We start from the raw sequence: 23553 nt of genomic DNA, 5'->3' as shown, positions 1-23553 counted from the left end.
GGCACTCTCATCGATTCTGATCGGGATTCCATTGGCTATAACGCTGGCCGCGCAGGAACTGCCACAGACCGACACTCATCCCGGCAAGGGTCACTAGTAAAAAGGCGGCGAGGCGAAAGGGTTTGGGCAAACGGTGCTGCACATCGAGCAGACCGGCAACGGCGACGCTATAGCCCAACAGTTGGGCAATCAGCGCCAGGTTGTAGAAGCGGTGCTCGCCCCACAGCCAGAGGTTGCTCAGCAGCAGCGGTACCAGCAGGACCGGTGCCAGCCGGCGAATCAGTTTGTGGCTGATCAGCGCCAGTGCGTACAGGCCGTGACGAAACGGGTTGAGCAGTTCACGACGTTGCGCCAGGCTTTGCAGGCCGCCAACGGTCACCCGTTGACGGCGGCGAAACTGTTTGTCGGCTTCATCGACGCCCTGATCGATCACCTGCGCCGATTCGACGTAGACGATGCGTTTGCCGGCCACCGGCGCGCAGGTGCTGAGGAAGAAGTCATCATTGACCTGCGCCGGAATGGTCTGGAACAGCTCGCGGCGCAGGGCGAGCAACGCGCCGTCGGCGGAGACCATGCAGCCGGTACGGTTTTCCACCCGCCGCAGCCAGCCCTCGTAATGGCGGTACAGGCTATCGCCCAGGCTCAGGCCTTTGCCCGGGATCGGGATCACCATGTGCCCGGCGCAGCCACCGACTTGTGGGTCATTGAGTGGCGCCAGCAGGTGCCCGAGGGTAGTGGTTGACCACTGGTTGTCGGCGTCGGTGAACACCAGAATATCGCCGGTGCTCAGTGCGACGGCGGCATTCAGGGTGGCGGCCTTGCCCTGGCGGGGCAGGTCGAGCACCTGGATGCGCGGATCGATCACCCGTTGCGCACAGGCCACGGTGTCATCGCTGGAGCCGTCGCTGGCAAGAATGACTTGCAGGGCCAGCGCCGAATAATCCTGGTCCAGCAAGGTCCGCAGTTTCTCTTCGACATGCCGGGCTTCATTGTGCGCGGCGATGACAATGCTCACCTTCAGGGGGGCGGTTGCCGGGTAACGACGTTTGGGAAACCACGGTGCGAGGATCGTCAGCATCAGCGGGTAACCCAGATAGGCATACAGCGGCAACAGCAGGCACAACCAGAAAATGAATTCAGCCACGGGCAGGTCTCCTGGCTTTCCAATGACAAAGGCTGAGCACGAACGCAGCTCCGGCCAGGTGCAAACGTAACCAGTGCAGGCCCCAGAGTTGCAGGGTCAGGCGCGGGTCACGATGTTTCAGACTCTGGCGCAGGCTCAACACCAGGGCCGGCAGGCTGGTCACCAGCAACAGCAGCAGCGCCAGATGGGGCAAGCCGTCGAAGAGTGCCGAAAGCGCCATGGTATCCAGCGCCCAGGCACCCAGTGACAGCAGCGGGAAGCGCAACAGGCGCAAGCTGATACCGTGGCTGCGCAGCAACTGCAGATGACTGCCCTGACGCCACAGCTCTTTGCCCATCCATTCGCGCCAACTGCCCTCATAACCCCAATGCAGGGCAACGCTCTCATTGACCGCCAGCAAGCGCGCTCCGGCCTGGGCCAGGCGCATCGTCAAGTCCTTGTCCTCGCCGGTGCGCAGACTCTCGTCAAAACCGCCGACCCGGACGAACCACTCGCGGCGCATCAGCAGATTGGCGGTCGGCAGCCATTGCGCCGGGTGCAGGCTTTGGGTATTGGGGCGCAATGTGCGGCGCTGCCAGGCATGGGCGAACCATGGCGCTTGCGTCGGGGTGTCACAGTCCAGGCCGAGCACATCGGCCTGACCGCCAGACTCGAGTTCGAGCAATAAAGAGAGCCAGTTGCGCGGCATCTCGATGTCGGCATCGAGGAAGGCCAGCCATTCCCCGCTGGCGATGGCGGCGCCGTGGTTGCGCAAGGCGCCGATGTGCAGGCCGGGCAGAGTCAGCACCTGGGCACCCAGTTCGCGGGCGATCTGCGGGCCCTGGTCCTGGGAGCCGTTGTCGACCACCAGCAGCTCGCACTCAAGGCCCGCGGCATCGGCGGCCTGACGTGCCGCCTGCAGGGTCCGGGCGATATGCCGGGCCTCGTTGTACATCGGGATGACGATGCTGATCAGGCTCATGAGCGCAGCTCCGGCAGCGGGCTTTCTTCAGCCTTGAAGCGCAGCACGCAAGAGAGCGCCAACATGATCCACAGGTATTTCAGGTTGGGCGCGCTGAGGAACATCAGGAACAGCGACAGCGACAGCAGACTCATGCCCAAGTGCGTGACCAGGTCCGCCTGGTCCCAGTTGCCGCGCTGCAGCCAGACCGAACGCGCCCGCAGGATATTGCGCAAAGCGAGGGCAAGCATCGACACGAACAGCAACGCGGCGGGAATGCCGACCTCGCTGAACAGTTCCAGGTAGGTGTTGTGCGCCCGCCGGTAAAGGTCGGTGTCCTTGCGGTTGGCCGAGAAGGCCTTGGCATAACCGGTGACTGCGTAATGCAGCGGAAAGGTGCCGGGACCGGTACCCAGCAGCGGATGCTCACGGATCATCTTGCTGCCGACCAGGATGTAGGAGGCGCGTCGTCCCAGGGACTCGTCGGTGTGGCCCCGAGCGCCAGATGACAGCACACTGAGGGATTGAATGCGCTTGATGTAACCCTCCGGCATGGCGTAGATCGCCAAGGGTATGACGATCGCTATGCCGAGCATGGCAAAGCCCAGGTGACGCGGACGGATTCGCGGCAACTGTGCCCGGTAGTGATAGATGCCGATAGCCAGGCTGATAAACAGCACCACCAGCCCCGAGCGCGATTCGGTCTTGGTCATGCCCCCCAGCAGCAACAGGAAGCACGCCAGCCAACCCAGGCGCTGCAACAGGTTCGGGCTTTTCTGCGCGAGCAGCAGTGCCTGGGGAATGGCGAAGGCGATCAGCATGGCCAGGCCATTGGGGTCGAGCATGGCTGACGCTCGCCCCTGTTCCTGGTACTGGGTGGAAAACATCGCGACGGCACAGGTGGTGGTGACGCTGAGCGTGGCCAGGCGGCAGAAGTTGATCATGTTCATCTCGCGCCCGACCATCAGGGTGATGACGAAGAGCAGCAAGCCGACGATCAGTTCCCGCAGATGGGTGAGGGACAGTCCGACGTGGTCGGACGTCCACAGACTCAGCAGGTAAAGCGCCATGAACCCCAGCAACAGCGGCCATATATTGCTCCGCAGGCGACTCCCCGGAAGTTGGCGCAGCAGCAGTTGCAGGGAAAGTATCAAGGCCAGCGAGATGCCGAGGAATTTTGCCCCGGAGAAACTGCTGTCCTTCATCAGGCCCTCGAAAGGCACCAGCGCGACAATCCCGAGCAAGCCCCAACTGGGCCGTCGGTAGAGTATGGCCACCCCGACCAGCCCCACGACCGCACCGGGTGCCAGGTACGGGTAGGGGCTGGCCAGCAGCGCCAGGCAGAGTGCGGCCAGCAGGCCGATCATCGAGAGCGGAATGATCACGCGTATGCCCCCCGTGCAGTATGGATATAGAGCTGCGACCAACGCTGTGCCAGGGCCGCAAGGTCGTAACGGTCGAGCTGGGTATGGCGCGCGCGGTCGGCCAGGGTCCGCACCAGTTCCGGGTCGCGCAGCAGGGCGTCGATCTGGCTGGCCAGGTCGCCGCTGTCGCAGGCTAGGGCCAACAGGCCGTTGTGCCGGTGCTGGATGACGTCGGGAATCCCGCCGACACCAAAAGCCACCACCGGTACTCCGGCTTGCATGGACTCGAGCAGAATCATTGGAGTGCCTTCCGTGCGCGAACTGATCACCAGCACATTCAGTTCCGCCCACCAGCGGCGCATATCGGTCTGGTAGCCCGGCAGCGTGATACGTTCAAGCAACCCGGCGGCCTCGATACGCGCCAGCAATGCCAGGCGTTCGGGGCCGTCGCCGAGCATTACCGCATGCAGTTGCGGGTGTTCCTGGCACAGCGGGATCAGTGCATCGAGGAACAGGTCGGGACCTTTTTCGCTGCTCAGCCGACCGACGTAGCCGGCCAGCCAGCGGCGATTACCGGCGGAGCGCGGCGGCAGGGCGGGGGCCGTCGGCAGACCGTTGGGAATCACTTGCAGTTTGTCTGCCCGCACGCTGGCCTTGCGATGCAGCAGGGCGATGCTCTCTGCCACGCAGACCACCCGCTTGACCGAAGGCGTGCGGCACAGTTGCAGGCTCAGCCAGGTATAGAAGCGCTGCTTGGTGCTGCGTGGAGTGAAGCCGTGCTGGGTAATGACCAGCGGCAGGCGCCACAGCGTGGCACCCACCCAGCCAAACAACAGGCCCTTGAAGTTATGGGTGTTGATCAGCGGCCGCTCCTTGCGCCGCTGACCCAGGTGGCGCAACAACCCGGCGAACCCCGAGCAACCGCGGCAGTCGACACCGGCTTCACGAAAGCGCGCGATCAGCTCCTGCGGCGCGTCGAGGAACAGCACCTGGTGCCGCCCCGGTGTCGCCAGGCAATGATCCAGCAACATCCGCTCAGCCCCGTAGAACCCGCCGCTGCTGAGCAGATGGATGATCGCCAGCGCAGGTTTGACCTGCGCGTTCAATTGCGCACCCAATGCAGGAAGCTCGGCACCGACCAGTTGCGGTGTGGATTGGGCTGATCGGCGTGCTGATCGTTGATCACCAGCAACACGGGCAGGCCGAGTTGATGGGTGATTTGCGCCGGATGTTTGAAACGATGGTCGAAGAACTCACGCACATAGACGATCGCGATAGCCAGCAACAGACCGGTGATCAGGCCGAACGGAATGATCAGCAGCGGTTTCGGAAAGGCCGCTTCCGTTGGTTCATACGGCGGGCTGAGGACGCGCGCGTTCGACAGGTCGCTGCCCAGTGAGCGCTCGCTGCTGCTTTCTTCATAACGCTGGGTATAGGTGAAGAACGCCGCATGCAGCGCCTCGATTTCGGTGTCCATTTGCCGCAGCTTGCTCTGGGTCTGTTGCAGCTGATGGACGCGGTTTTTGTACTCGGCGATGCGCGCGGTCTTCTGGTTGATCACCGAAGTGACGATCGCCAGATCGTTGGCCCGTTCCAGGATGCGATTGTTGACCACCTTGAGGAACTGCTGGCGCGAACGGGTAATCTGCTCGCGAGTCAACAGCATCGGTTCGCTTCCCGGCTGGAAAATCGCCAGATCGTTGTTGTAGCGAGTGACCTGACTCGTCAGCTGTTCGCTGAGTTGCTTGATCTCGCGGTCTTCGAACGCAACGTTGTCCACCGTGGTGGTGAAGGTGTAGGGGAAGGTGTAGTCGTTGAGTCTGGCATTGTTGGCAGCGGCCAGACTGGTCTTCAGGTAGTCGAGCCAGCGCTGGCTTTGCAGCAGGCGATCGCGGTACAGGTTGAGCGCCTGCTCTTCGGTGTTGATGGCGTTCAGGCGGAAGGTGATTTCTTCCTTGGGATCGGAAGTACTGATGCTTTGCAGCAGCGCCAGGCGATTACCTTCCAGGCCGTCGAGACGCACCTGGTACTGATGTTTCTTCTGTTCGTAGAAGGCCAGTGGCAACTCGTTGGACTGCAGGTCCTGGCGGTTCTGCAGATAGTTTTTCAGCAACTGGTCGACGAACTTGGTGCCCAGTGCCGGGTCATCGTGGCTGTAGACGATCGAAATCACGTTGGAACCGGGGAGTGTTTCGACCTTGAGGTCGGTGATCGCTTGTTGGGCGAGGGCATCCAGGGTCGTGTCACGTACCGGATCGGACTCCACGCCGATGACCTTGCGTACCGGGTCGATCACATGCTCGCGCAAGGGATTGACCAGGTACTGGTTCAGCGGGGCGAACAGCAGCTTGTCGAGCATGCCCGGGCTGGTATTAAACTCACCCTGTTCATGCAACTGGCTGATGGTCTGCCGGATCAGCGTCGGTGAACGCAGGATATTGCTCTCGGTTTCCATGTCTGCCAGCGACGGCGGAATGAACTTGTCGGTTTCTTGCGTCAGCGCCGTGGCGGCATCGCTTTGGGATAACTTCTTGGACTGGACAATGACTTCGGCGGTGATATCGAAGCTCTGTTTGAGCACCAATGGCAACGCCAGTGCGATCACTGCAAAGACCAGGAACACTCGCTTCACCGTCTGGCGGTTGGCGAAGAAGATCCTGAAGAACTCATGCAGGTAGTTTTCCTTTGGATTCATGACTAGTCACCTGCCTGGGGTTAGTTACCGTTGCTGCTGCTGTCTTTGTTATCGACGCGATAGGCGAAGCTGAAGCCGATACCCTGGAACAGCACCACGTCTGCCAGTTGCCGGGCGAGTTCGCCAGCGCTGGCCAGTTTGGTCTTGGGTACGTAGAGCATGTCGTCGGCCTGCAGGTAGGCGAACTGCGAAGCATCGCCCGCCAGCGCTTTGTCGACGTCGTAGCGGTGTGCGTGGACCAGGTTGCCGGTGCGGCGCATGACGACCACCGAACCCAGTTCCGCCTTGACGTTCGTCCCCCGTGCCAGGGTCAATGCCTCGAGGATCGAGACCGGCCGGCGGATAGGGTAGGCACCGGGTTGCCCGACTTCACCAAGCACATAAATCTCGTTGCCCTTGGTCGACTTGAGCATCACATCGACCGTCATCCGCCCCGGCAACTGCGCGTAACGCGAGTTGAGGAAGGTTTCCAGCTGGTTGATGGTCATCCCTTGCAATGGCACCGAGCCGATTTCCGGGAAGCTCGCATGGCCGTCGTTGCCCACAATGATCTCCCGGCTCATCCCGGTGCCCGGGTGGCTGAGGTCGCTCCGCAGATTCTGTTCGTAGCTCAGAGGGCTGAGGACCTGCACGCTGAGCTGATTGCGATTGGGCTGGAACAGGGCTTTTTGCTGGTAGACCCGCTGGATCTCCTGGCGTGCCTGTTCGGTGGTCAGGCCGGCGATTTTCACCGAGGTGTTGGCGCCAGGCAGCTCGATGGTGCCGTCAGGCAGCACCTTCTGGGTGCCGTTGAGTTGGGTGGCGGCGGTGAAGTTCAGCCCGACCTGGTCACCGGGCTGCACCCGATAAGCGGCAGAACCACTGGTGCTGATGTGGAAGATCACATCGAGCACGTCCTGTGGCCGTAACGTCTGCTCGACCTGGAGCACCTCGGTGGCCTGGGCATCGGCCGGTGCGGCAGTGAGTATCTGCACCGGCGTGTTCTGGGTTTCGTTGCTGGAGCAACCTGCAAGAGGCAGCAACAGCAGGGGAAGCCATTTAGCTTTCATGTCGTCGTCCTTTAGCTGCTGTTCAGAGGTTGTTGTAGAGCCACTTGGGCATGTAGTACTTGCGTCGGTTGAAGACCGCGCCAACCAGTTTCGCGCCGGCCTGGGTCAGGCGCTGGCTGGCGGCTTGCGCCACTTCCCAGCGGGTGTCCTCGGAGCGCACCACCAGCACCACACCGTCCACCAGCGTGCTGATGGCCAGGGTGTCGGCGGCCGAATACACCGCGTCGCCATCGAGCACCACGAAGCGATATCGCGCACCGAGCTGCTTGAGCAGGGGGCGCAATTGCTCCGCATTCAGGTGATCGGCGCCGCGGATATGCCGGCCGTTGGGCAGGATATGGAACGGCAGGCTCGAGATGTGCACGATGCAATCCTGCAGCAGCGGCGGGTTGTCCTGGTTGAACAGCAGGTCGCGAAAGCCGCGCTCCTTCTGTAAACCCAGCTGCTGGCTGAGATTGGATGCGGTCTGACTCGCGTCCACCAACAGCACCTGGCCGCTACTCATCTGCGCCAGTTGACTGGCCAGCGCCAGGGCGCTGGTGCTGGTGCCGCTACCGCTATTGGCCGCGGTCATGAGGAGGATCCGCAGATCCTGATCGAGCACGGTCGAGGTGAGGTTAGTCTCGCTCGGGTTCGCGATGGTCAAGCTTTTCTTGGTTGAACCGTCCATCTCAACTTGCTCCGTGGCCGCTGAATACTTTGAAGGGGGTTTTCAACAGGATCTTCAAATCAAGCATGAGGCTCTGCTCTGCGATGTAGCTCAGGTCCAGTTCCACACGTTGGTCGAAGTCGATGTTGCTACGCCCGGAGATCTGCCAGAGACCCGTCATGCCGGGGTAGATGCTCAGCCGCGCCAGGTGGTTATCCTTGTAGCGGTAGGCATTGAATGAAGTAGGACGCGGACCCACCAGGCGCATATCGCCGGTGACCACATTGAGCAGATTGGGCAGTTCGTCCAGGCTGCTGCGCCGCAACCAGCGACCGATGCTGGTGACCCGTGGGTCATGGTCGATTTTGAAGTCGATGGCATCGGCACCATGTTTGTTCAGGTGGCGCACCGACTCTTTGAGTTCTTCGGCGTTAGCCACCATGGTGCGGAACTTGTACATACCGAATACACGTCCGCGATAGCCAGTGCGTTTCTGCACGAACATCACCGGGCCGCGGCTGGTCAGCTTGACGATCAAGGCCAGTGTCAGCAGCAGGGGCGAGAGCAGTACCAGCAGCACCAGGGCACCCAGGCCGGCCAGCAGCCGATTGGTCCGCGACAGGGTCCACGGCCGACCGCCGTCACGACCAGTGATCCAGCACCGACCCTGCATATGAATCGCGGCGTCGAGGCGCATGCGATGATTGGGGTCCATGCGTTTGTCTCGCCTTAACTCCGCGAGCGTCACATCTTTTTGCTGACCAGTCATAGACTTCTCCACTGCTTCACAGGAACTGCCAGTGACGAAGTCCCACTGTCGAGCGGCGCTTCAACTACAGGCATTTGGTAGTAATCACGGAACCAGGAAGCGAAGCGCGCGAGCCCTTCGTCCAGTTCGATCCGGGGGTGGAAACCGGTGTCTCGCTCCAGTTGCGATACATCGGCACAGGTGTTGAGCACGTCGCCCGGTTGCAGGGGCAGCAGCTCGACCTCAGCCTTGATGCCCAGATGTTTCTCCAGGAGGGCGAGGTAATCCTTGAGTTCGACCGGGCGCTGGCCGCCGATGTTGTAGAGCTGCCACGGGGCCATGCTGGTGGCTGGATCCGGGTGCTCACGGTCCCAGTTCGACGCGGCCTGCGGCGCACGCTCGATCAGCCGGGTCAGGCTCTCGATGATGTCGTCGATGTAGGTGAAGTCGCGCTGGTGCTGGCCATGGTTGAACAGCTTCAGCGGGCGCCGCGAGACGATCGCCTGGGCAAACTGAATCGGCGACATGTCCGGGCGACCCCAAGGGCCGTACACGGTGAAGAAGCGCAGGCCGGTGCACGGGATGCCGAACAGGTGGCTGTAGCTGTGCGCCATCAGCTCATTGGCCTTCTTGGTCGCGGCATACAGCGAAAGCGGATGGTTGACGCCGTCCTGCACCGAGTAGGGGGTGTGCTGATTGGCCCCGTAGACCGAACTGGACGAGGCGTAAATCAGGTGCTGCACCGGGTGATGGCGGCAGCCTTCGAGGATGTTCAGGAACCCGCTCAGGTTGCTGTCGACATAGGCCCGCGGATTGTCCAGCGAATAACGCACTCCGGCCTGAGCGGCGAGGTGGATAACCACCTGCGGTTGTTCGCGGGCAAAGAGTTCGGCGATGGCCTGGTTGTCGGCCAGGTCCAGGCGAAACAGCGGGAAATCGCCCGCTTGTTCCTGTACCCAACGCACCCGGGCTTCCTTCAAAGCCGGGTCGTAGTAGTCGTTGAAGTTGTCCAGCCCACACACCTGGTGTCCGTCACGCAGCAAGCGCAGGACGCAGTGGGCTCCAATAAAACCAGCGGCGCCGGTCACCAGGATTTTCATTCGTTCGCTCCTTCTGGAGCAATGTTGCGCAGGCCGATGCCACGATAGTGCAGCCCCGCGGCGGCAAGCGTTTCCGGGTTGTAGAGGTTGCGGCCGTCGATGATCACCCGCGAGCGCAATTTACTGGCCAGCAGTTCGAGGTCGACCACCCGAAAGTTTTTCCACTCGGTGCAGATCACCAGGGCATCGGCATCTTCCAGGGTGTCGTCACGGGTGGCGCACAGTTGCAAATCGTTGCGGTAACCGTAGATCCGCCGGCATTCGGCCATGGCTTCCGGATCGAACGCGCGAACGGTTGCGCCTGCTTGCCATATCGCTTCCATCAGGTAGCGGCTCGGGGCTTCACGCATGTCGTCGGTGTTCGGTTTGAAGGCCAGCCCCCAGATGGCGATCGACTTGCCGGCCAGGCCCTGGGGGAAATACGGCTGAAGTTTGCCGAAGAGAATATGCCGCTGGGCATCATTCACATCGCACACGCTGCGCAGCAGGCGCAACGGCATGTCGTTCTGCTCGGCGGTGTGCAGCAAGGCACGCAGGTCCTTGGGAAAGCACGAACCGCCAAAACCGCAGCCGGGGTAAATGAAGTGATAACCGATGCGTGGGTCCGAACCAATGCCTCTACGGACCGCCTCGATGTCGGCACCCAGATGTTCAGTCAGGTTGGCCAGTTCGTTCATGAAACTGATGCGGGTCGCCAACATGGCGTTGGCGGCGTACTTGGTCAGCTCGGCGCTGCGGTTATCCATGAACATCAATTTTTCATGGTTGCGGCCGAACGGCGCGTAGAGCTCGGCCAGCTGGCTGCGGGCGAGCTCGTCACTGGTGCCGACGATGATCCGGTCAGGGCGCATGCAATCGTTGAGCGCGCTGCCTTCCTTGAGAAATTCGGGGTTGGAGACCACGCGCACATTCAGCTGGCCCTTGCCCCTGAGCTGTAATTCTTCGTGGGCGCAGGCGGCGACTTTGTCAGCGGTTCCAACCGGAACCGTGGATTTGATGATCAGGGTGCGATCGGCTTCCATGCAGCGGGCGATTTCCCGGGTGACCGTCAGCACATGGCTGAGATCGGCCGAACCGTCTTCATCGGCCGGAGTCCCCACTGCGATAAAGATCAACTCGGCGTGGGCAACCGCATCACTGGCCTGGGTGCTGAACAGCAATCGGCCTTCCTTGATGTTGTCTTCCAGCAACCCGGAAAGCCCGGGTTCACTAATCGGTGGAACGGCCTGTTGCAACTGCTTGATTTTCTTTAAGTCGACATCGACACACAAAACCCGGTGACCGACGTCCGCCAGTGCGGCTGCTTGAATCAGGCCAACGTAGCCCGTACCGAATACGCTCACGTCCATATTGGCGCGCCTCGCAAAGTGCGGTGGATGTAACTGGGATGAGACTGATGAAGAGGGTATAGACCAGCCTTGAAAAAACGTGTCAACGAAATGACAGGTTCTTCGTACTCAGCAATTCATGGCTTTTTAGGCGTTTTGCCATCAGACGCTTTGTGGCCAAGGCTTTGGACGAATTTGTACTTAAAAAAGCCTGCAAAACTAAGCGACGAACGGTCTTAAAGCTTGATCTGCTTGGCTCTTAGCGATGCAGGTGTGTCAGATTTGAGTCACCTTTTTTTTGACGCGATCAAGGTTGAAACACCGGGTTGCGCTTTGATGGTGCGCTGCTAATGTCTCAGTGAGGTTACTGATGCCGATGAGTGATGCGAATCGTAGTCGTCAATTAATTGACTTGATATTTTTGGGTGATAACGGCGATCGGAACTACTCTTTTACGTCCCTTTCTGTGTGTTAACGGATGTTTGCACTGGTCGGCGGGGAAGTAATGCCATTCAAAAAGAGGGATTTATGGCGAGTTATCTCAAGGAACTGCTGATCGTTCTGTACTTGCTGAAAAACTACGATTATTACCTTGAACGCATAGGCGCGATGGGCTTCGGTTTGCCGGTGCTGTTGTTTGCCGGGATGTTCATCGCTTTGGTCTTCGCCCTGCTGTTGACCGCCAACATCCGCCACACGCTGGTGCGTCACGTGTTCGCGCTGGCGTTCTTCATCTCGGCGGTATTTTTCGACATCTTCACCAAGGTCACTGCCGATTACCTGACGTATAACAGTTTCATCTCGCTGGTCTATTCGGGCGGTTTCATTCTGGAAGCGGCGTATCAATACCGTTGGGTCATTCTCGGTTCGCTGGCCAGCGGGCTGTTGCTGCTGCTGGGCATCGGGCTCAAGCCGCGGCGGCGCCTGGCGCTGCCGGGTTACGTGCCGACGGCGGCACCGCTGCTCGGGTTGCTGCTGCTTTCGGCGGTGTTGTTCGTGCGAGCGGGCGAGGGTGCCAGAGGCTTGCCGATCATGTACACGCCGCTGGCATACCTGAACCTGTTCGCCTATGAGGCTGCGCGGGACACCGTCGGCCCCCGCGAGACGGTCAGCCTGGCGCGCCGGCCGCAGGCCGTCGGCCACGATATCGTGCTGATCATCGATGAAAGCATTTCCGGCAATTACCTGGATATCAACGCCCCCTTCGGCGTGCACAGCAACCTGAAGGAGCCCCGTCCGGGCGTGGACATCTACAACTATGGCTATGCTGCGTCCATTACCAACTGCAGTGCCGATACTAACGTTACGTTGCGTTATGGCGGTACGCGCGATGACTACATGCGCATCAACTCGACCCTGCCGTCGATCTGGCAGTACGCCAGGCAGGCAGGGCTGCGCACGGTGTACATCGATGCCCAGCGTACCGGCGGCTTCCTGCAGAACCGGATGACCGAGCTTGAGCGCAAGGACATCGATGAGTTCGTCCAGTTCGACCAGACCAGCGTGCGCGACCGCGATATGGCGGCGGCGCAGAAACTGATCGAACTGCTCAACGACGGCCAGCCGCAATTGGTGGTCATCAACAAGGTCGGCGCGCACTTCCCGGTCCATGACAAATACCCGGACGACTTCATGACCTACCGCCCGGTGTTGTCACGCGGGCAGTATGTCGAAGTCGCCGACACCGGTTCGCGCGACGGTTTCGGCGGCCAGACCGATGACTGGATGCTGTACCGCAATGCCTACAAGAACACCTTGCTGTGGACCGTCGGCGAGTTCTTCTCGCGAATCTTCGCCAGGGCGGACCTGAGCAATGCAGTGCTGATCTACACCTCCGACCATGGCCAGGACCTGCATGAACGCGGCAACCCGGGCCTCAATACCCATTGCGGCGGTGAGCCGGTGGACGAGGAGGGCCTGGTGCCGCTGATAGTGATCCAGGGCAGCAACCTGCACACCCTCGACTGGAAGAGCGCGCTGGCGGTTAATAAGGATCGCTCCAGCCACTACAACATCTTCCCCACCTTGCTGCAGCTGATGGGCTACGACCTGGCGGCGATCGAACCGGTCTACGGCAAGCCACTGAGCGAGCCGACCAAGGACGACTTTACCTTCAACATCCGCTTCAACGCGCGTCTGGGGGCGAAACCGGCCTGGAAACATATCGACCTCAAGGAGATCGTCACACCGGATCAGCCGCAGACCGGGCTGGCGGTGGGGGGGAGGGGATTGATTTCGGGCGATTGCCGTAGGTGCCAGGCCCCTTGTGGCGAGGGAGCTTGCTCCCGCTGGGTCGCGCAGCGACCCCAAAACCGGCAACCGCGTTTTATCAGTTAAATCGCACCAGTGCTTTACGACTGCTTGGCCAGAGCGCGGACCGGCCGATGGGCGGCAAGCCCCCTCGCCACAGTTTTGCGTTCGACAGCTCTTTGGTTGTTGATCTTTTCCATTTGATTTAAAGAAATTTCCTACTCTGCCTCTCGAATCTTCCCGACTCCATTTCCCGGTCATCCCCTGCAAAGTCTCGCGTCCTATACCAGCGACGCGAGGGATTGCGGATGAACGACCTGTCAATGATCACCGGCGAAGAGTCGCTGACCTTCTGCGAGGGTGAACTGGACGGGCTATTGCCGTTTGCCTGGACCCGGCTATACCGCAGCAGTGCGCAGGAAATCGATTGCGGGCTGGGGTTTGGCTGGAGCCATTCGCTGGCGCAGCGGCTGGAGGTCGGCGGCGATTCGTTGATCTGGACCGACCCTGAAAACCGTCAAACCCGATTTCCGCTGCCAGACCGTGAATGGCCGCAGATCCACACCAGCCTGCCACGGGCGGCGATTTACCTGGGTGACGATCCGCAGGAGCTGATTCTTGCCGAGGTCGGTGACAGTGCGCGGTTTTATCACTTTCACGAGGGTCGTCTGAGCGCTATCAGTGATGCTTACGCCAACCGTCTGCGGATCACCCGCGACTCTCAAGGACGCATCCAGCGTCTCGACAACGGTGCCGGCCGCGCCTTGCAGCTGCGTTACCAGCGCGACCATCTGATCGCCGTCGACTACCAGAGCTATCACCCGACGGATAGTCTCGAAGACGCCTGGCACACCGAGCAGACCCTGGTCAGCTACCGCTATGACGAGCGCTGGCGGCTGGTGGAGGCGACCAATGCCGTCGGTGAAAGCGAGTACTACAACTACGACGATCAGCAGCTCATCCTGCAGCGGCAACTGGCCGGCGGCGCACGTTTTTTCTGGGCGTGGCAGCAACAGGGCAACGTCGTGCGCTGCATTCGACACTGGACCAACCCTTCACAGATGGATGCGCGTCACGTCTGGGACGACCAGGGTCGCGTCACTGTCAGCCACGCCGACGGCAGCGAAGAAGTCTACCTTCACGACCAGCCGCCGCGACTGCTGCGCAAGGTCGCAGCGGACGGTGCCGAATGGCTGAAGAGCTACGACGAAAACGCTCGGCTGACGGCCGGGCAGGATCCGCTGGGTGCCGTCACTCAATACCGCTATGACGAGGCCGGACGCCTCAGCGCGATACTGCCGGCCGCAGCAGAGCCCACGCTGTTCGAGTATCGCAACGGTTATGTCCACCTGCGTCAGCGTGGCAAGGCGCAGTGGACATTCCTGCACAACGCTCAGGGCGAGATCACTCAACGGACCGATCCCCACGGCCACATCACCCGTTACCAGTACGATGAAAAGGGTTGCCTGCTGTCGATCCGTCATCCGGATGACAGCCTCCATGTTCTGGGCTGGAACCTCCTTGGGCAGCTGGTCGAAGAACAGCTGCCGGACGCCAGTCACTGGCGTTATCGCTACGATGCCCTGGGCCGGCGGATCAGTTGCCAGGACCAAAGCGGAGCCCTCACCCAGTACCAATGGGACGCGGTAGGGCGGCTGACGCAAACTATTCTGCCCAACGGCGCCACTCGCGCCTTCAGCTACAACGCCTACGGTAAAGTCACCCGCGAACGCGACGAGCTGGGGCACGTCACCCGTTATGAATACGTCGACGATCTGCCCCTGGTCAGCCGCCGGATCGACCCGGATGGCACACACTTGCGCTACCGCTACGACAACTCACGGTTGCTGCTCAGTGAGATCGAAACCCGCTCCGGCGAACGTTATCAGCGCCAGTACGATGCCAACGGCCAGATCCGGCAAGAGCGCGGATTCGATGGCCGGCGCACGGCATATGCCTACGACCGAAAGGGCCATCTGCTGGAGAAAACCGAGTTTGGCGATGACGGCAGTCAGTTGCTCACCGCTTATGAACGCGACGCTCAAGGGCGTGTGCTGCTCAAGAGCCTGGCCGACGGCAGCAAGATTGAATACCGCTATGACAGTCTTGGCCGGCTGGTCAGTGTCGATGATGGTCAGTGGCCGCAGGAGTACCAATACGATCTGCAGGACCGGCTGATTACCGAGCAGCAAAGCCAGGGCACCCTGCATTACCGTTACGACCCATGCGGCCGGCTTGACCAGCTGCGGTTGCCGGACGACAGCACCCTCGACTACCACTACGCCCAGGGTGGCGCACTGAGCGCCATCGACCTCAATGGCGAGCGGCTGAGTAGCCACCAATTCAGCGCCGGTCGCGAGCGGCAACGCCAGCAAGGCCTGCTGCTCAGTCAGTACCACTACGACGAGCAAGGGCGCCTGCAACTCCACTCGGTCACCCGGCAAGCCCGGCCGCTGTACCTGCGCCATTACGGTTACGCGGTCAACGGCAACCTGGCCTCCATCGCGGACAGCCGTCACGGCCAGCGCGGTTACTACTACGATGCGCTGAACCGTCTGACCCGCGTCCGCCATTCCCGTGGCGAACTTCCGGAACACTTCGCCCACGACCCCGCCGGCAACCTGCAGATGCAAGGCCCGACGACGATCAAAGACAACCGCCTGTTGAGGCAAGGCGATCGCCATTACGACTACGACGCCTATGGCAATCTGATTCGCGAACGGCGCGGCACCGTCCAGGCACTCGTCACCGAATACCGCTACGACTGCCGGCACCGACTGATCGGCGTGAGTCTGCCGGACGGCCGTCGCGTGACCTACCGCTACGACGCCGTTGGCCGCCGTACTGGCAAAACCGTCGACGGCTACAGCACCGAATTTCTCTGGCAAGGCCAGCAACTGATTGCCGAACGCAGCAGCCATTATTATCGTCGCTACCTCTACGAACCCGGCAGCTCGCGGCCCTTGGCTCTGCTCGACGGCGAAGACCCGTTCAAGACCGGCCTGTTCTACTACCAGGTCGACCATATCGGCACGCCGCTGGAACTCACCGACTACAACGGCGAGATCGTCTGGTCGGCGAAATACAAAGCCTACGGCCAACTCGCCAGCCTCGACAGCGAACTTCAAATCGACAACCCACTGCGCTTTCAGGGCCAGTACTACGATGCCGAAACCGGTCTGCACTACAACCACCATCGCTACTACGATCCGCACATCGGCCGTTACCTGACGCCGGATCCGAGTCTGCTGGCGGACAGGTTGAACGGCTACCAGTACACGCCGAATCCGACAGGCTGGATCAATCCGTCGGGCGTAGATGCCGTTTCAATCTTTTGATCCTGCCTTTTCGGCGCCCCCGAAAAGATCGCAGCCTGCGGCAGCTCCTACGCGCCGACCGGGTACACCCGCCATGGGCTGGATGCACACAAACCCCTGTAGGAGCTGCCGCAGGCTGCGATCTTTTGATCTTGCATTGACGGCGCCCCTAAAAAGATCGCAGCCTGCGGCAGCTCCTACGCGCCGACCGGGTACACCCGCCATGGGCCGGGTGCACACAATCCCCCGGGTAGGAGCTGCCGCAGGCTGCGATCTTTTGATCCTGCATTGGCGGCGCCCCCTGAAAAGATCGCAGCCTGGCGGCAGCTCCTACGCGCCGACCGGGTACACCCGCCATGGGCCGGGTGCACACAATCCCCCGTAGGAGCTGCCGCAGGCTGCGATCTTTTGATCTTGCCTTTGCGGCGCCCCCAAAAAGATCGCAGCCTGCGGCAGCTCCTACGCGCGCCGACCGGGTACACCTGCGATGGTTGGGACGCAAATCTGCTCCCCCAGTCAGGATCTCGCCGCAGGATCGCGCAACAACGAGTAGCCTTTATCCAATAATGTGCGGCCGATGAAGCGCGATCCGGTTTCATTCAAGTGCCCGTTATCCAGGTACAGCAGATTGCCCTGGATGATCGGGCTGCAGAGTTGTTCCGGGCAAATCACCTCGTTGGGATCGATGAAGCGCACCTGCGGGAATTTCTCGCGCAATTGCGCCCAGTAAAGTGGATTGGCAATCCGGGTGGTCGAGCACTCGCGCTCGCGACCGAACATTAACCGGCGGATAGGGCAGGTGGCTGCGTCTTTAATGTACTGATTGCTGAGGATGACGATGACCTGACCGCTGTTTTCCACCACGCGCTTGAGGCTCGCTTCGACGATGCTTTCTGCCGCTTCATCCTTGGGCCAACTCCCCGCCAACACCACATAAGGGTATTTATTCTGCTCGATCAGGTTGAACACCCGTTCGTTGCGTATCGCACAATGGGCGGCATACACCGCTGGCATCCCCCAGCTATAGCCGAGAATCGGTGGGCAGGAGTCCAGGGTGTAATCCATGAGCGTGATGCCGTCGGGCCGGGCCAGGATGTCCACCATGCCGGTAAAGTGATTGGCAAACGAATCGCCGATCATGATGCCGTCGAGCCTCTCTTTTGTCGCCCCCAGACGGCATTCGACATTCGGGTCGGTACGGTACAGCGCATTGGCTACATGGCAACCGCTGCGCGCCTCACTGGGTTTGTTCAGGGTCATCGCCTCAAGTGTCGAAACTTCCGGGCTGAAGCGTTTCGGGAATCCATCCCACTGCTGGCTCAATCCTGCCAGCAAGGCCAATGCCAGGGCCGGCAGGGCAAAGCGCCGGGTAAACACCTGCGAAAAGCGCAATGGCGCCCCGGAGCGGCGAAAGGGCACTTCGACAAAACGCCACGACAACCAGGCCATGAGTATCGATGCCAGCACCACCAACAGCGCCATCGGCAGATTGATGCGGATATCCAGATAGTTCAGGTAGGCAATCAGCGGCCAGTGCACCAGGTAGAGCGAGTAGGAGATCAAGCCGATAAACACCATCGGCCGGCTGGTCAGTAAAGGTAAACGGACGTCGCCACTGCCGGCCAGGATCAGCAAGGCGGCGCCCAGGCACGGTACCAGGGCATTGATTCCGGGAAAGGGCGCGCCTTCGCTCAAGGCAAAGAGCGCTATCCCGATCAGCAGCGAGCCCAGCAAGGCATAACCATAGGCTGCCAACTTGCCGATGACGCGTGGCTGTTGCAGGTAAATGCCCAGCACCCCGCCCAGCATCAGTTCGAAAAATCGCATGGGCAGCAGGTAGTAGGACGCGGTGGCAAACACCCCTGTCGCGTATTCCGATACGCCGATGGCGGCCACAACGCCCACGACCAGTAAAGGCAACATATAGCGTGGTGCCCAGCGATACAGCAGCAAGATGAACAACGGCCAGATCACGTAGAACTGCTCTTCAATGCCCAGCGACCAGGTATGCAACAAGGGTGCTTCACTGGCATCCCCGGCGAAGTAGTTGCCGTACTTCATCCAGATGTAGATGTTCGAGACGCCGAGCAATGAGAACAGTGCGCTGGCGTTGAGTCGCATCAGGTCGGCCGGGGAAAGGATGAAGGCTCCGGCGATCACACTGGCCAGGAGCACCGCCACCAGGGCGGGAACAATGCGGTTGATGCGCCGCTGATAAAAGCCCTTCAGCGAGAAGGCGTTGCGCTTCACCTCGGAAAAAACCTGTGAGGTGATCAGGAACCCGGAAATGACGAAGAAGATATCGACGCCAATGAAGCCACCCGGCAACAGGCTGTTGTTCAGGTGATTGACGAAGACTGCAATCACCGCCACCGCTCGTAGCCCGTCGATATCGGAACGGTACTTGTTTTGAGCCATGTGCCTGATCATCCCTGGAATTCGCGTCATTCCTCGACGTCCGGATCATGACAATCAACGTCACGACACTGGACCCCCACATCTCGCCTCACCACTTTGTCATTTGTAGCTGGAAAATGTCCTTAAGCAATCAAAGGGCAAAAATAAAACTGTGTATAGGCCGCACAGGCTTAATGTAGAGGTCAAGAAAATCTAATGTGAGATCGACGCACAACCTGTGGGACCCGGGAGGCCATAGCGACACTTCGCTCGGCCACAACCGCTATTCTTGGCTTCAGCTTCGTTCAATCGAGTGTTCCCATGCTCCAGGTGCAAGGCGTGTTCAAGAGCTATTCGACTCCGCAAGGCCCGCTGGCGGTATTGCAGGGAGTCGACTTGCAGTTGCAACAGGGCAGCAGCCTGGCACTGATGGGGGAGTCGGGCAGTGGCAAGAGCACCTTGCTGCACCTGATCGCCGGGCTGGACAAGGTGGATGGCGGCAGCATCCGCATGGGCGGGCACTCGCTGGAGCGGATGAGTGAAGCGCAGCTGGCCAACTGGCGGCGTATCGAAGTAGGCCTGGTGTTCCAGCAGTACAACCTGATCAGCAGCCTGCGGGTCGAAGACAACCTGGCCTTTCAGGCACGCCTGGCCGGGCGCCTTGAGCCGGTCTGGCAGGCGCAACTGGTGGAGCGGCTGGGGCTCGGCGATGTGCTCAAGCGTTATCCCGAACAACTCTCGGGCGGCCAGCAGCAACGGGTGGCGCTGGGACGTGCGCTGGCGTCGCGTCCCGGTTTGCTGCTGGCCGATGAACCCACCGGCAGCCTTGATGAAAGCACCAGCGATCAAGTGCTGCAGTTGCTCCTGGAGTTGCTGGTCGACAGCCCCACCAGCTTGCTGGTGGTCACCCACAGCCCGCGGGTCGCGGCCCGCCTGGCACAAAGAGTGGTGTTGCATAACGGGCGTCTGGTCGGCGCAGGCGGGGGCTGAGGTGCGGGTTATTCAGGGCACGTTGCGAGCCTTGCTCAGCCATTGGCGGCAGCATCCGGTGCAGTTTTTCAGTGTGCTGACCGGACTCTGGCTGGCCACCAGCCTGTTGACCGGAGTGCAAGCGCTGAACAGTCAGGCACGCGAAAGTTACGCGCGGGCCAGCCAGTTGATTGGCGGCGAACCCCAGGCCAGCCTCGCGGCACCGAATGGCGCGACCTTCGCGCAATCCTTGTTCATCAGCCTGCGGCGTGCCGGTTGGCCGGTGTCGCCGCTGCTGCAAGCCCGGCTGTACCTCAAGGGCCGGGAAGATCAGCGTCTGCAATTGATCGGCATCGAACCGCTGTCGCTTCCGGCCGGGTCGGCAGTGGCCGGACAGGCGCTGGAGCTGGCGCGGATGGTCGACTTCATCAGCCCGCCCGGCAGTACCTGGATCGCCCCGCAAACCTTGCAGGCCCTGGGGTATCGCGAGGGCGACCAACCCTTTACGGTGAATGGCCAACGTCTGCCGCCGCTGCACAGCCAGGTCGACATGGCGCCGGGTGTGTTGCTGGTGGATATCGGCTTCGCGCAACAGCTGCTGGGGATGCCACACCAGCTCTCGCGGCTGCTGCTGCCCAAGGATTTCGCGGCGACCCAGCCGCGGTTGCCTGAAGCGTTTGCCGGGCAGTTAGTGCTCAAACGCAGCGGTGAAGAAAACAACCTGGCGCGCCTGACCGAAAGCTTTCACCTGAACCTCGATGCCTTGGGCTTTCTGGCGTTCGTGGTCGGCCTGTTTATCGTGCATGCCGCCATCGGCCTGGCCCTGGAGCAACGCCGTGGTCTGCTGAGAACCCTGCGAGCCTGCGGAGTCAGTGCGCGCATGTTGATCTTCAGCCTGAGCGTTGAGCTGGGTGGCTTGGCATTGCTGGGCGGGATTGCCGGGGTGGTCAGTGGGTATTGGCTGGCCGCGGTGTTGTTGCCCGACGTAGCCGCCAGCCTGCGAGGGCTGTACGGCGCCGAAGTGGCAGGGCAGTTGAGCCTCGGCCCGCTCTGGTGGCTCAGTGGTGTGGGCTTGAGTCTGCTGGGCGCGTTGCTGGCTGGCGCCAACAGCCTGGTGCGTGCGGCACGCCTGCCGTTGCTCGCGCTGGCCAACCCGCAAGCCTGGCACCAGGCTCATGCCCGCTGGTTGCGGCGCCAGGGTTGGGTGGCGGCCATTGCTGCTGCGGTGGGGCTGTTGGCCTGGTTGTTGGGCGACAGTTTGAGCAGTGGTTTTGTGCTGATGGCCGGCCTGTTGCTGGCAGCGGCACTGAGCTTGCCGGTGCTGCTCGATGGTCTGCTGAACCTGGTGCTCAGGCGCAGTCGCTCGGTGTTGGGGCAGTGGTTTATCGCCGACTGCCGTCAGCAATTGCCGGCCTTGAGTCTGGCGTTGATGGCGCTGTTGCTGGCACTGGCCGCCAATATCGGTGCCGGCAGCATGACCGCCGGCTTTCGCCAGACCTTCGGCGACTGGCTCGAACAACGCCTGACTGCCGAGTTGTATATCAATCCAGTCAATCCGACTCAGTCTCGTGAGCTTCAAGTCTGGTTAAGCGAACAACCGCTGGTCTCTGCGCTATTGCCCAGCTGGCAGGTGTCGATCCAGTTGCAAGGCTGGCCAGCCGAGGTGTATGGCATTATCGATCACCCCAACTATCGCCAGCACTGGCCGTTGCTGCAGGCGCAGGGGGACGCTCCCTGGGAGCGCTTGGTCGACGAAGACACGCTGATGCTCAGCGAACAACTGGCCCGTCGTCTGAAGATGCGATTGGGCGATCAACTGGCGATTCCCACGCCGCAAGGTCAGTGGTCGCCGCGCATCGTCGGGATCTATGCTGACTATGGCAACCCGAAAGGGCATTTGCTGGTCAATGTCGGGCACCTGCAACGTTATTGGCCGCAGCTGGCGCCGAGTCGTTTCAACCTGCGCATCGACCCCGCGTCCGTGACGCCCCTGGTGCAAGCCCTGCAAGCGCGCTTTGCCCTGGACGACAACCGCATCGTCGATCAGGCGCAACTCAAGGGCTGGTCCATTCAAGTGTTCGAACGCACTTTTACCGCCACCGCGGCGCTCAACAGCCTGACCCTGGGGGTGGCTGGTGTCGCGCTGTTCATCAGCCTGCTGACCCAGAGCCAGAGTCGTCTCGGGCAACTGGCGCCGTTATGGGCATTGGGGGTGACCCGGCGCCAACTGATGGTGCTCAATCTGGGCCAGACCTGGCTGTTGGCGGTGCTGACCTTGCTGCTGGCATTGCCGTTGGGAATCCTGCTGGCGTGGTGCCTGAACTCGGTGATCAATGTCCAGGCCTTTGGCTGGCGGCTGCCGTTGCGGATCTTCCCGCTGCAGCTGTTGCAGTTGACCGCTCTGGCGTTGCTGGCGACCTTGCTGGCGTCGGCCTGGCCATTGTTCAAACTCTACCGCAGCCGGCCAGCCGATCTGCTCAGGACCTTTGCCCATGACGATTAAGTGGCTGCGGCTGGGCGTGCTGCTGGTGTTGCTGGGGCAACTGAGTGGTTGCGATGATGCGCCGAAAAATCCCGAAAGTTTTGCCGGGCTGGGCAGCGAGGCCGCTGAGTTCACCCCGGTGATTCCCGGCAGAACCTTCAGCTTTCCCGCCGATCACGGGCCTCACGACGGTTTTCGCATCGAGTGGTGGTACATCACCGCCAACCTCAAGGATGCTCAGGGCCGCGAGTTTGGGGTGCAATGGACCTTGTTTCGCAACGCACTGAATGCCGGGCCCGAGCAACCCGGCTGGGGCAGCCAGACCGTCTGGCTCGGCCACGCCGCAGTGACCTCGGCCACTCGGCACTCCGCAGCTGAACGTTACGCCCGCGGCGGAGTGGGGCAGGCCGGAGTCACTGGCGCACCGTTCAGCGCCTGGATCGATGACTGGAGTTTCAGCAGCCAGTCAGATCCTGCAAACCCTTTGGCCGATATGCAGCTGCACGCCCGCGGGCAAGGCTTCAGCTATCAACTACGGCTGACCTCTAATAAGCCTTTGGTGCTGCAAGGCGAGCAGGGTTACAGCCAGAAATCCGAACGCGGCCAGGCGTCGTATTACTACAGCCAGCCGTTTTTCCAGGCGCAGGGCAGCCTTGAGATCGATGGCCGGACCTGGCAGGTCAGCGGTCCGGCCTGGCTCGACCGCGAGTGGAGCAGCCAGCCATTGACCGCCGATCAAACCGGCTGGGACTGGTTTTCCCTGCACCTGGATAACGCTGAACAGGTGATGCTGTTTCGGGTGCGCGAAAAGGATGGCAGCGCGTACCTGACCGGGACCTGGATCGCTGCCGATGGCCGCACCGAGCCCCTGTCCAGGGGCGACATCAGCCTCACACCGCTGGACTCCACTGCGGTGGCGGGGCGCCAGATGCCGACCCGCTGGTCGATCAGGATTCCCGGCAAAGGCCTGGACATCACCGCGCAGGCGCTCAATCCCCAGGCCTGGATGGCGCTGCGGATTGCTTATTGGGAAGGCCCGGTGCAGTTGAGTGGCAGTCACGCCGGCAGCGGTTATCTGGAAATGACCGGGTATTGAATCGCTGCGGGCTGCTCTGAATGTT

Annotated in this window: 14 protein-coding genes and 2 pseudogenes; 5 read left to right on the top strand and 11 right to left on the bottom strand. The window is 61.2% G+C overall.

Features of this window, described 5'->3' with window-relative positions; all coding sequences use genetic code 11:
- Window positions 1-7: 7 nt before the first annotated feature.
- Genes AC3IUA_RS19735 through AC3IUA_RS19690 form a run of 10 tightly spaced genes read right to left on the bottom strand, consistent with a single transcriptional unit; the run spans window position 8 to window position 11038 of the window.
- Window positions 8-1144 carry a glycosyltransferase family 2 protein gene (locus tag AC3IUA_RS19735; protein WP_489356506.1) on the bottom strand — a complete coding sequence of 379 codons (1137 nt, stop codon included), beginning with the start codon at window positions 1142-1144 and terminating at the stop codon, window positions 8-10.
- Window positions 1137-2105 carry a glycosyltransferase family 2 protein gene (locus AC3IUA_RS19730; RefSeq protein WP_489356504.1) on the bottom strand — a complete coding sequence of 323 codons (969 nt, stop codon included), beginning with the start codon at window positions 2103-2105 and terminating at the stop codon, window positions 1137-1139. Before AC3IUA_RS19730 ends, AC3IUA_RS19735 begins: the two co-directional genes overlap by 8 nt.
- Window positions 2102-3469, bottom strand: coding sequence for an O-antigen ligase family protein (locus AC3IUA_RS19725; RefSeq protein WP_489356502.1), 1368 nt, complete (start codon window positions 3467-3469; stop codon window positions 2102-2104). Before AC3IUA_RS19725 ends, AC3IUA_RS19730 begins: the two co-directional genes overlap by 4 nt.
- Entirely contained in the window at window positions 3466-4554 is a 1089-nt protein-coding gene (locus tag AC3IUA_RS19720) for a glycosyltransferase family 4 protein (protein WP_489356500.1), read from the bottom strand. Before AC3IUA_RS19720 ends, AC3IUA_RS19725 begins: the two co-directional genes overlap by 4 nt.
- Window positions 4551-6143: a GumC family protein gene (locus tag AC3IUA_RS19715; RefSeq protein WP_489356499.1), complete on the bottom strand. Its 1593-nt coding sequence runs from the start codon at window positions 6141-6143 to the stop codon at window positions 4551-4553. Before AC3IUA_RS19715 ends, AC3IUA_RS19720 begins: the two co-directional genes overlap by 4 nt.
- Before the next feature lie 20 nt (window positions 6144-6163).
- Window positions 6164-7192, bottom strand: coding sequence for a polysaccharide biosynthesis/export family protein (locus AC3IUA_RS19710; RefSeq protein ID WP_489356497.1), 1029 nt, complete (start codon window positions 7190-7192; stop codon window positions 6164-6166).
- Window positions 7193-7214: 22 nt separating this feature from the next.
- Entirely contained in the window at window positions 7215-7862 is a 648-nt protein-coding gene (locus AC3IUA_RS19705) for a CpsD/CapB family tyrosine-protein kinase (protein WP_489356495.1), read from the bottom strand.
- A gap of 1 nt (window position 7863) precedes the next feature.
- Complete coding sequence (locus tag AC3IUA_RS19700) at window positions 7864-8610, bottom strand: sugar transferase (protein ID WP_489356493.1); 747 nt, start codon at window positions 8608-8610, stop codon at window positions 7864-7866.
- A complete protein-coding gene (locus tag AC3IUA_RS19695) occupies window positions 8607-9689 on the bottom strand; it encodes an NAD-dependent epimerase (protein ID WP_489356491.1) in 1083 nt (360 codons plus the stop codon). The genes AC3IUA_RS19700 and AC3IUA_RS19695 overlap by 4 nt, the downstream gene beginning before the upstream one ends.
- A complete protein-coding gene (locus AC3IUA_RS19690) occupies window positions 9686-11038 on the bottom strand; it encodes a UDP-glucose dehydrogenase family protein (RefSeq protein ID WP_489356489.1) in 1353 nt (450 codons plus the stop codon). Before AC3IUA_RS19690 ends, AC3IUA_RS19695 begins: the two co-directional genes overlap by 4 nt.
- A gap of 507 nt (window positions 11039-11545) precedes the next feature.
- Here AC3IUA_RS19690 and AC3IUA_RS19685 point away from each other — a divergent pair.
- Window positions 11546-13237 (top strand): annotated as a pseudogene (locus AC3IUA_RS19685) (sulfatase-like hydrolase/transferase); the annotation flags it as partial.
- Window positions 13238-13584: 347 nt separating this feature from the next.
- Window positions 13585-16584: pseudogene (locus tag AC3IUA_RS19680) on the top strand (RHS repeat-associated core domain-containing protein); the annotation flags it as partial.
- Window positions 16585-17100: 516 nt separating this feature from the next.
- On the opposite strand, the gene AC3IUA_RS19675 reads toward AC3IUA_RS19680, so the two are convergent.
- The gene (locus AC3IUA_RS19675; protein WP_489356487.1) at window positions 17101-19002 is read right to left on the bottom strand and encodes an acyltransferase family protein; all 1902 of its coding nucleotides are present in this window, start codon (window positions 19000-19002) and stop codon (window positions 17101-17103) included.
- A 300-nt stretch (window positions 19003-19302) separates the two neighbouring features.
- On the opposite strand from AC3IUA_RS19675, the gene AC3IUA_RS19670 reads away from it, so the two are divergent.
- From AC3IUA_RS19670 to AC3IUA_RS19660, 3 genes are read left to right on the top strand one after another with little or no spacing between them, the layout of a single operon-like run.
- Complete coding sequence (locus AC3IUA_RS19670) at window positions 19303-19971, top strand: ABC transporter ATP-binding protein (protein WP_489356486.1); 669 nt, start codon at window positions 19303-19305, stop codon at window positions 19969-19971.
- 1 nt (window position 19972) lies between these two features.
- Window positions 19973-22453: an FtsX-like permease family protein gene (locus tag AC3IUA_RS19665; protein WP_489356485.1), complete on the top strand. Its 2481-nt coding sequence runs from the start codon at window positions 19973-19975 to the stop codon at window positions 22451-22453.
- The gene (locus tag AC3IUA_RS19660; RefSeq protein WP_489356483.1) at window positions 22443-23528 is read left to right on the top strand and encodes a lipocalin-like domain-containing protein; all 1086 of its coding nucleotides are present in this window, start codon (window positions 22443-22445) and stop codon (window positions 23526-23528) included. The genes AC3IUA_RS19665 and AC3IUA_RS19660 overlap by 11 nt, the downstream gene beginning before the upstream one ends.
- Window positions 23529-23553: the final 25 nt, after the last annotated feature.

It is taken from the genome of Pseudomonas sp. KH_050 (genome assembly GCF_057838875.1).
This window is presented reverse-complemented; position numbering and strand designations above follow the sequence as displayed.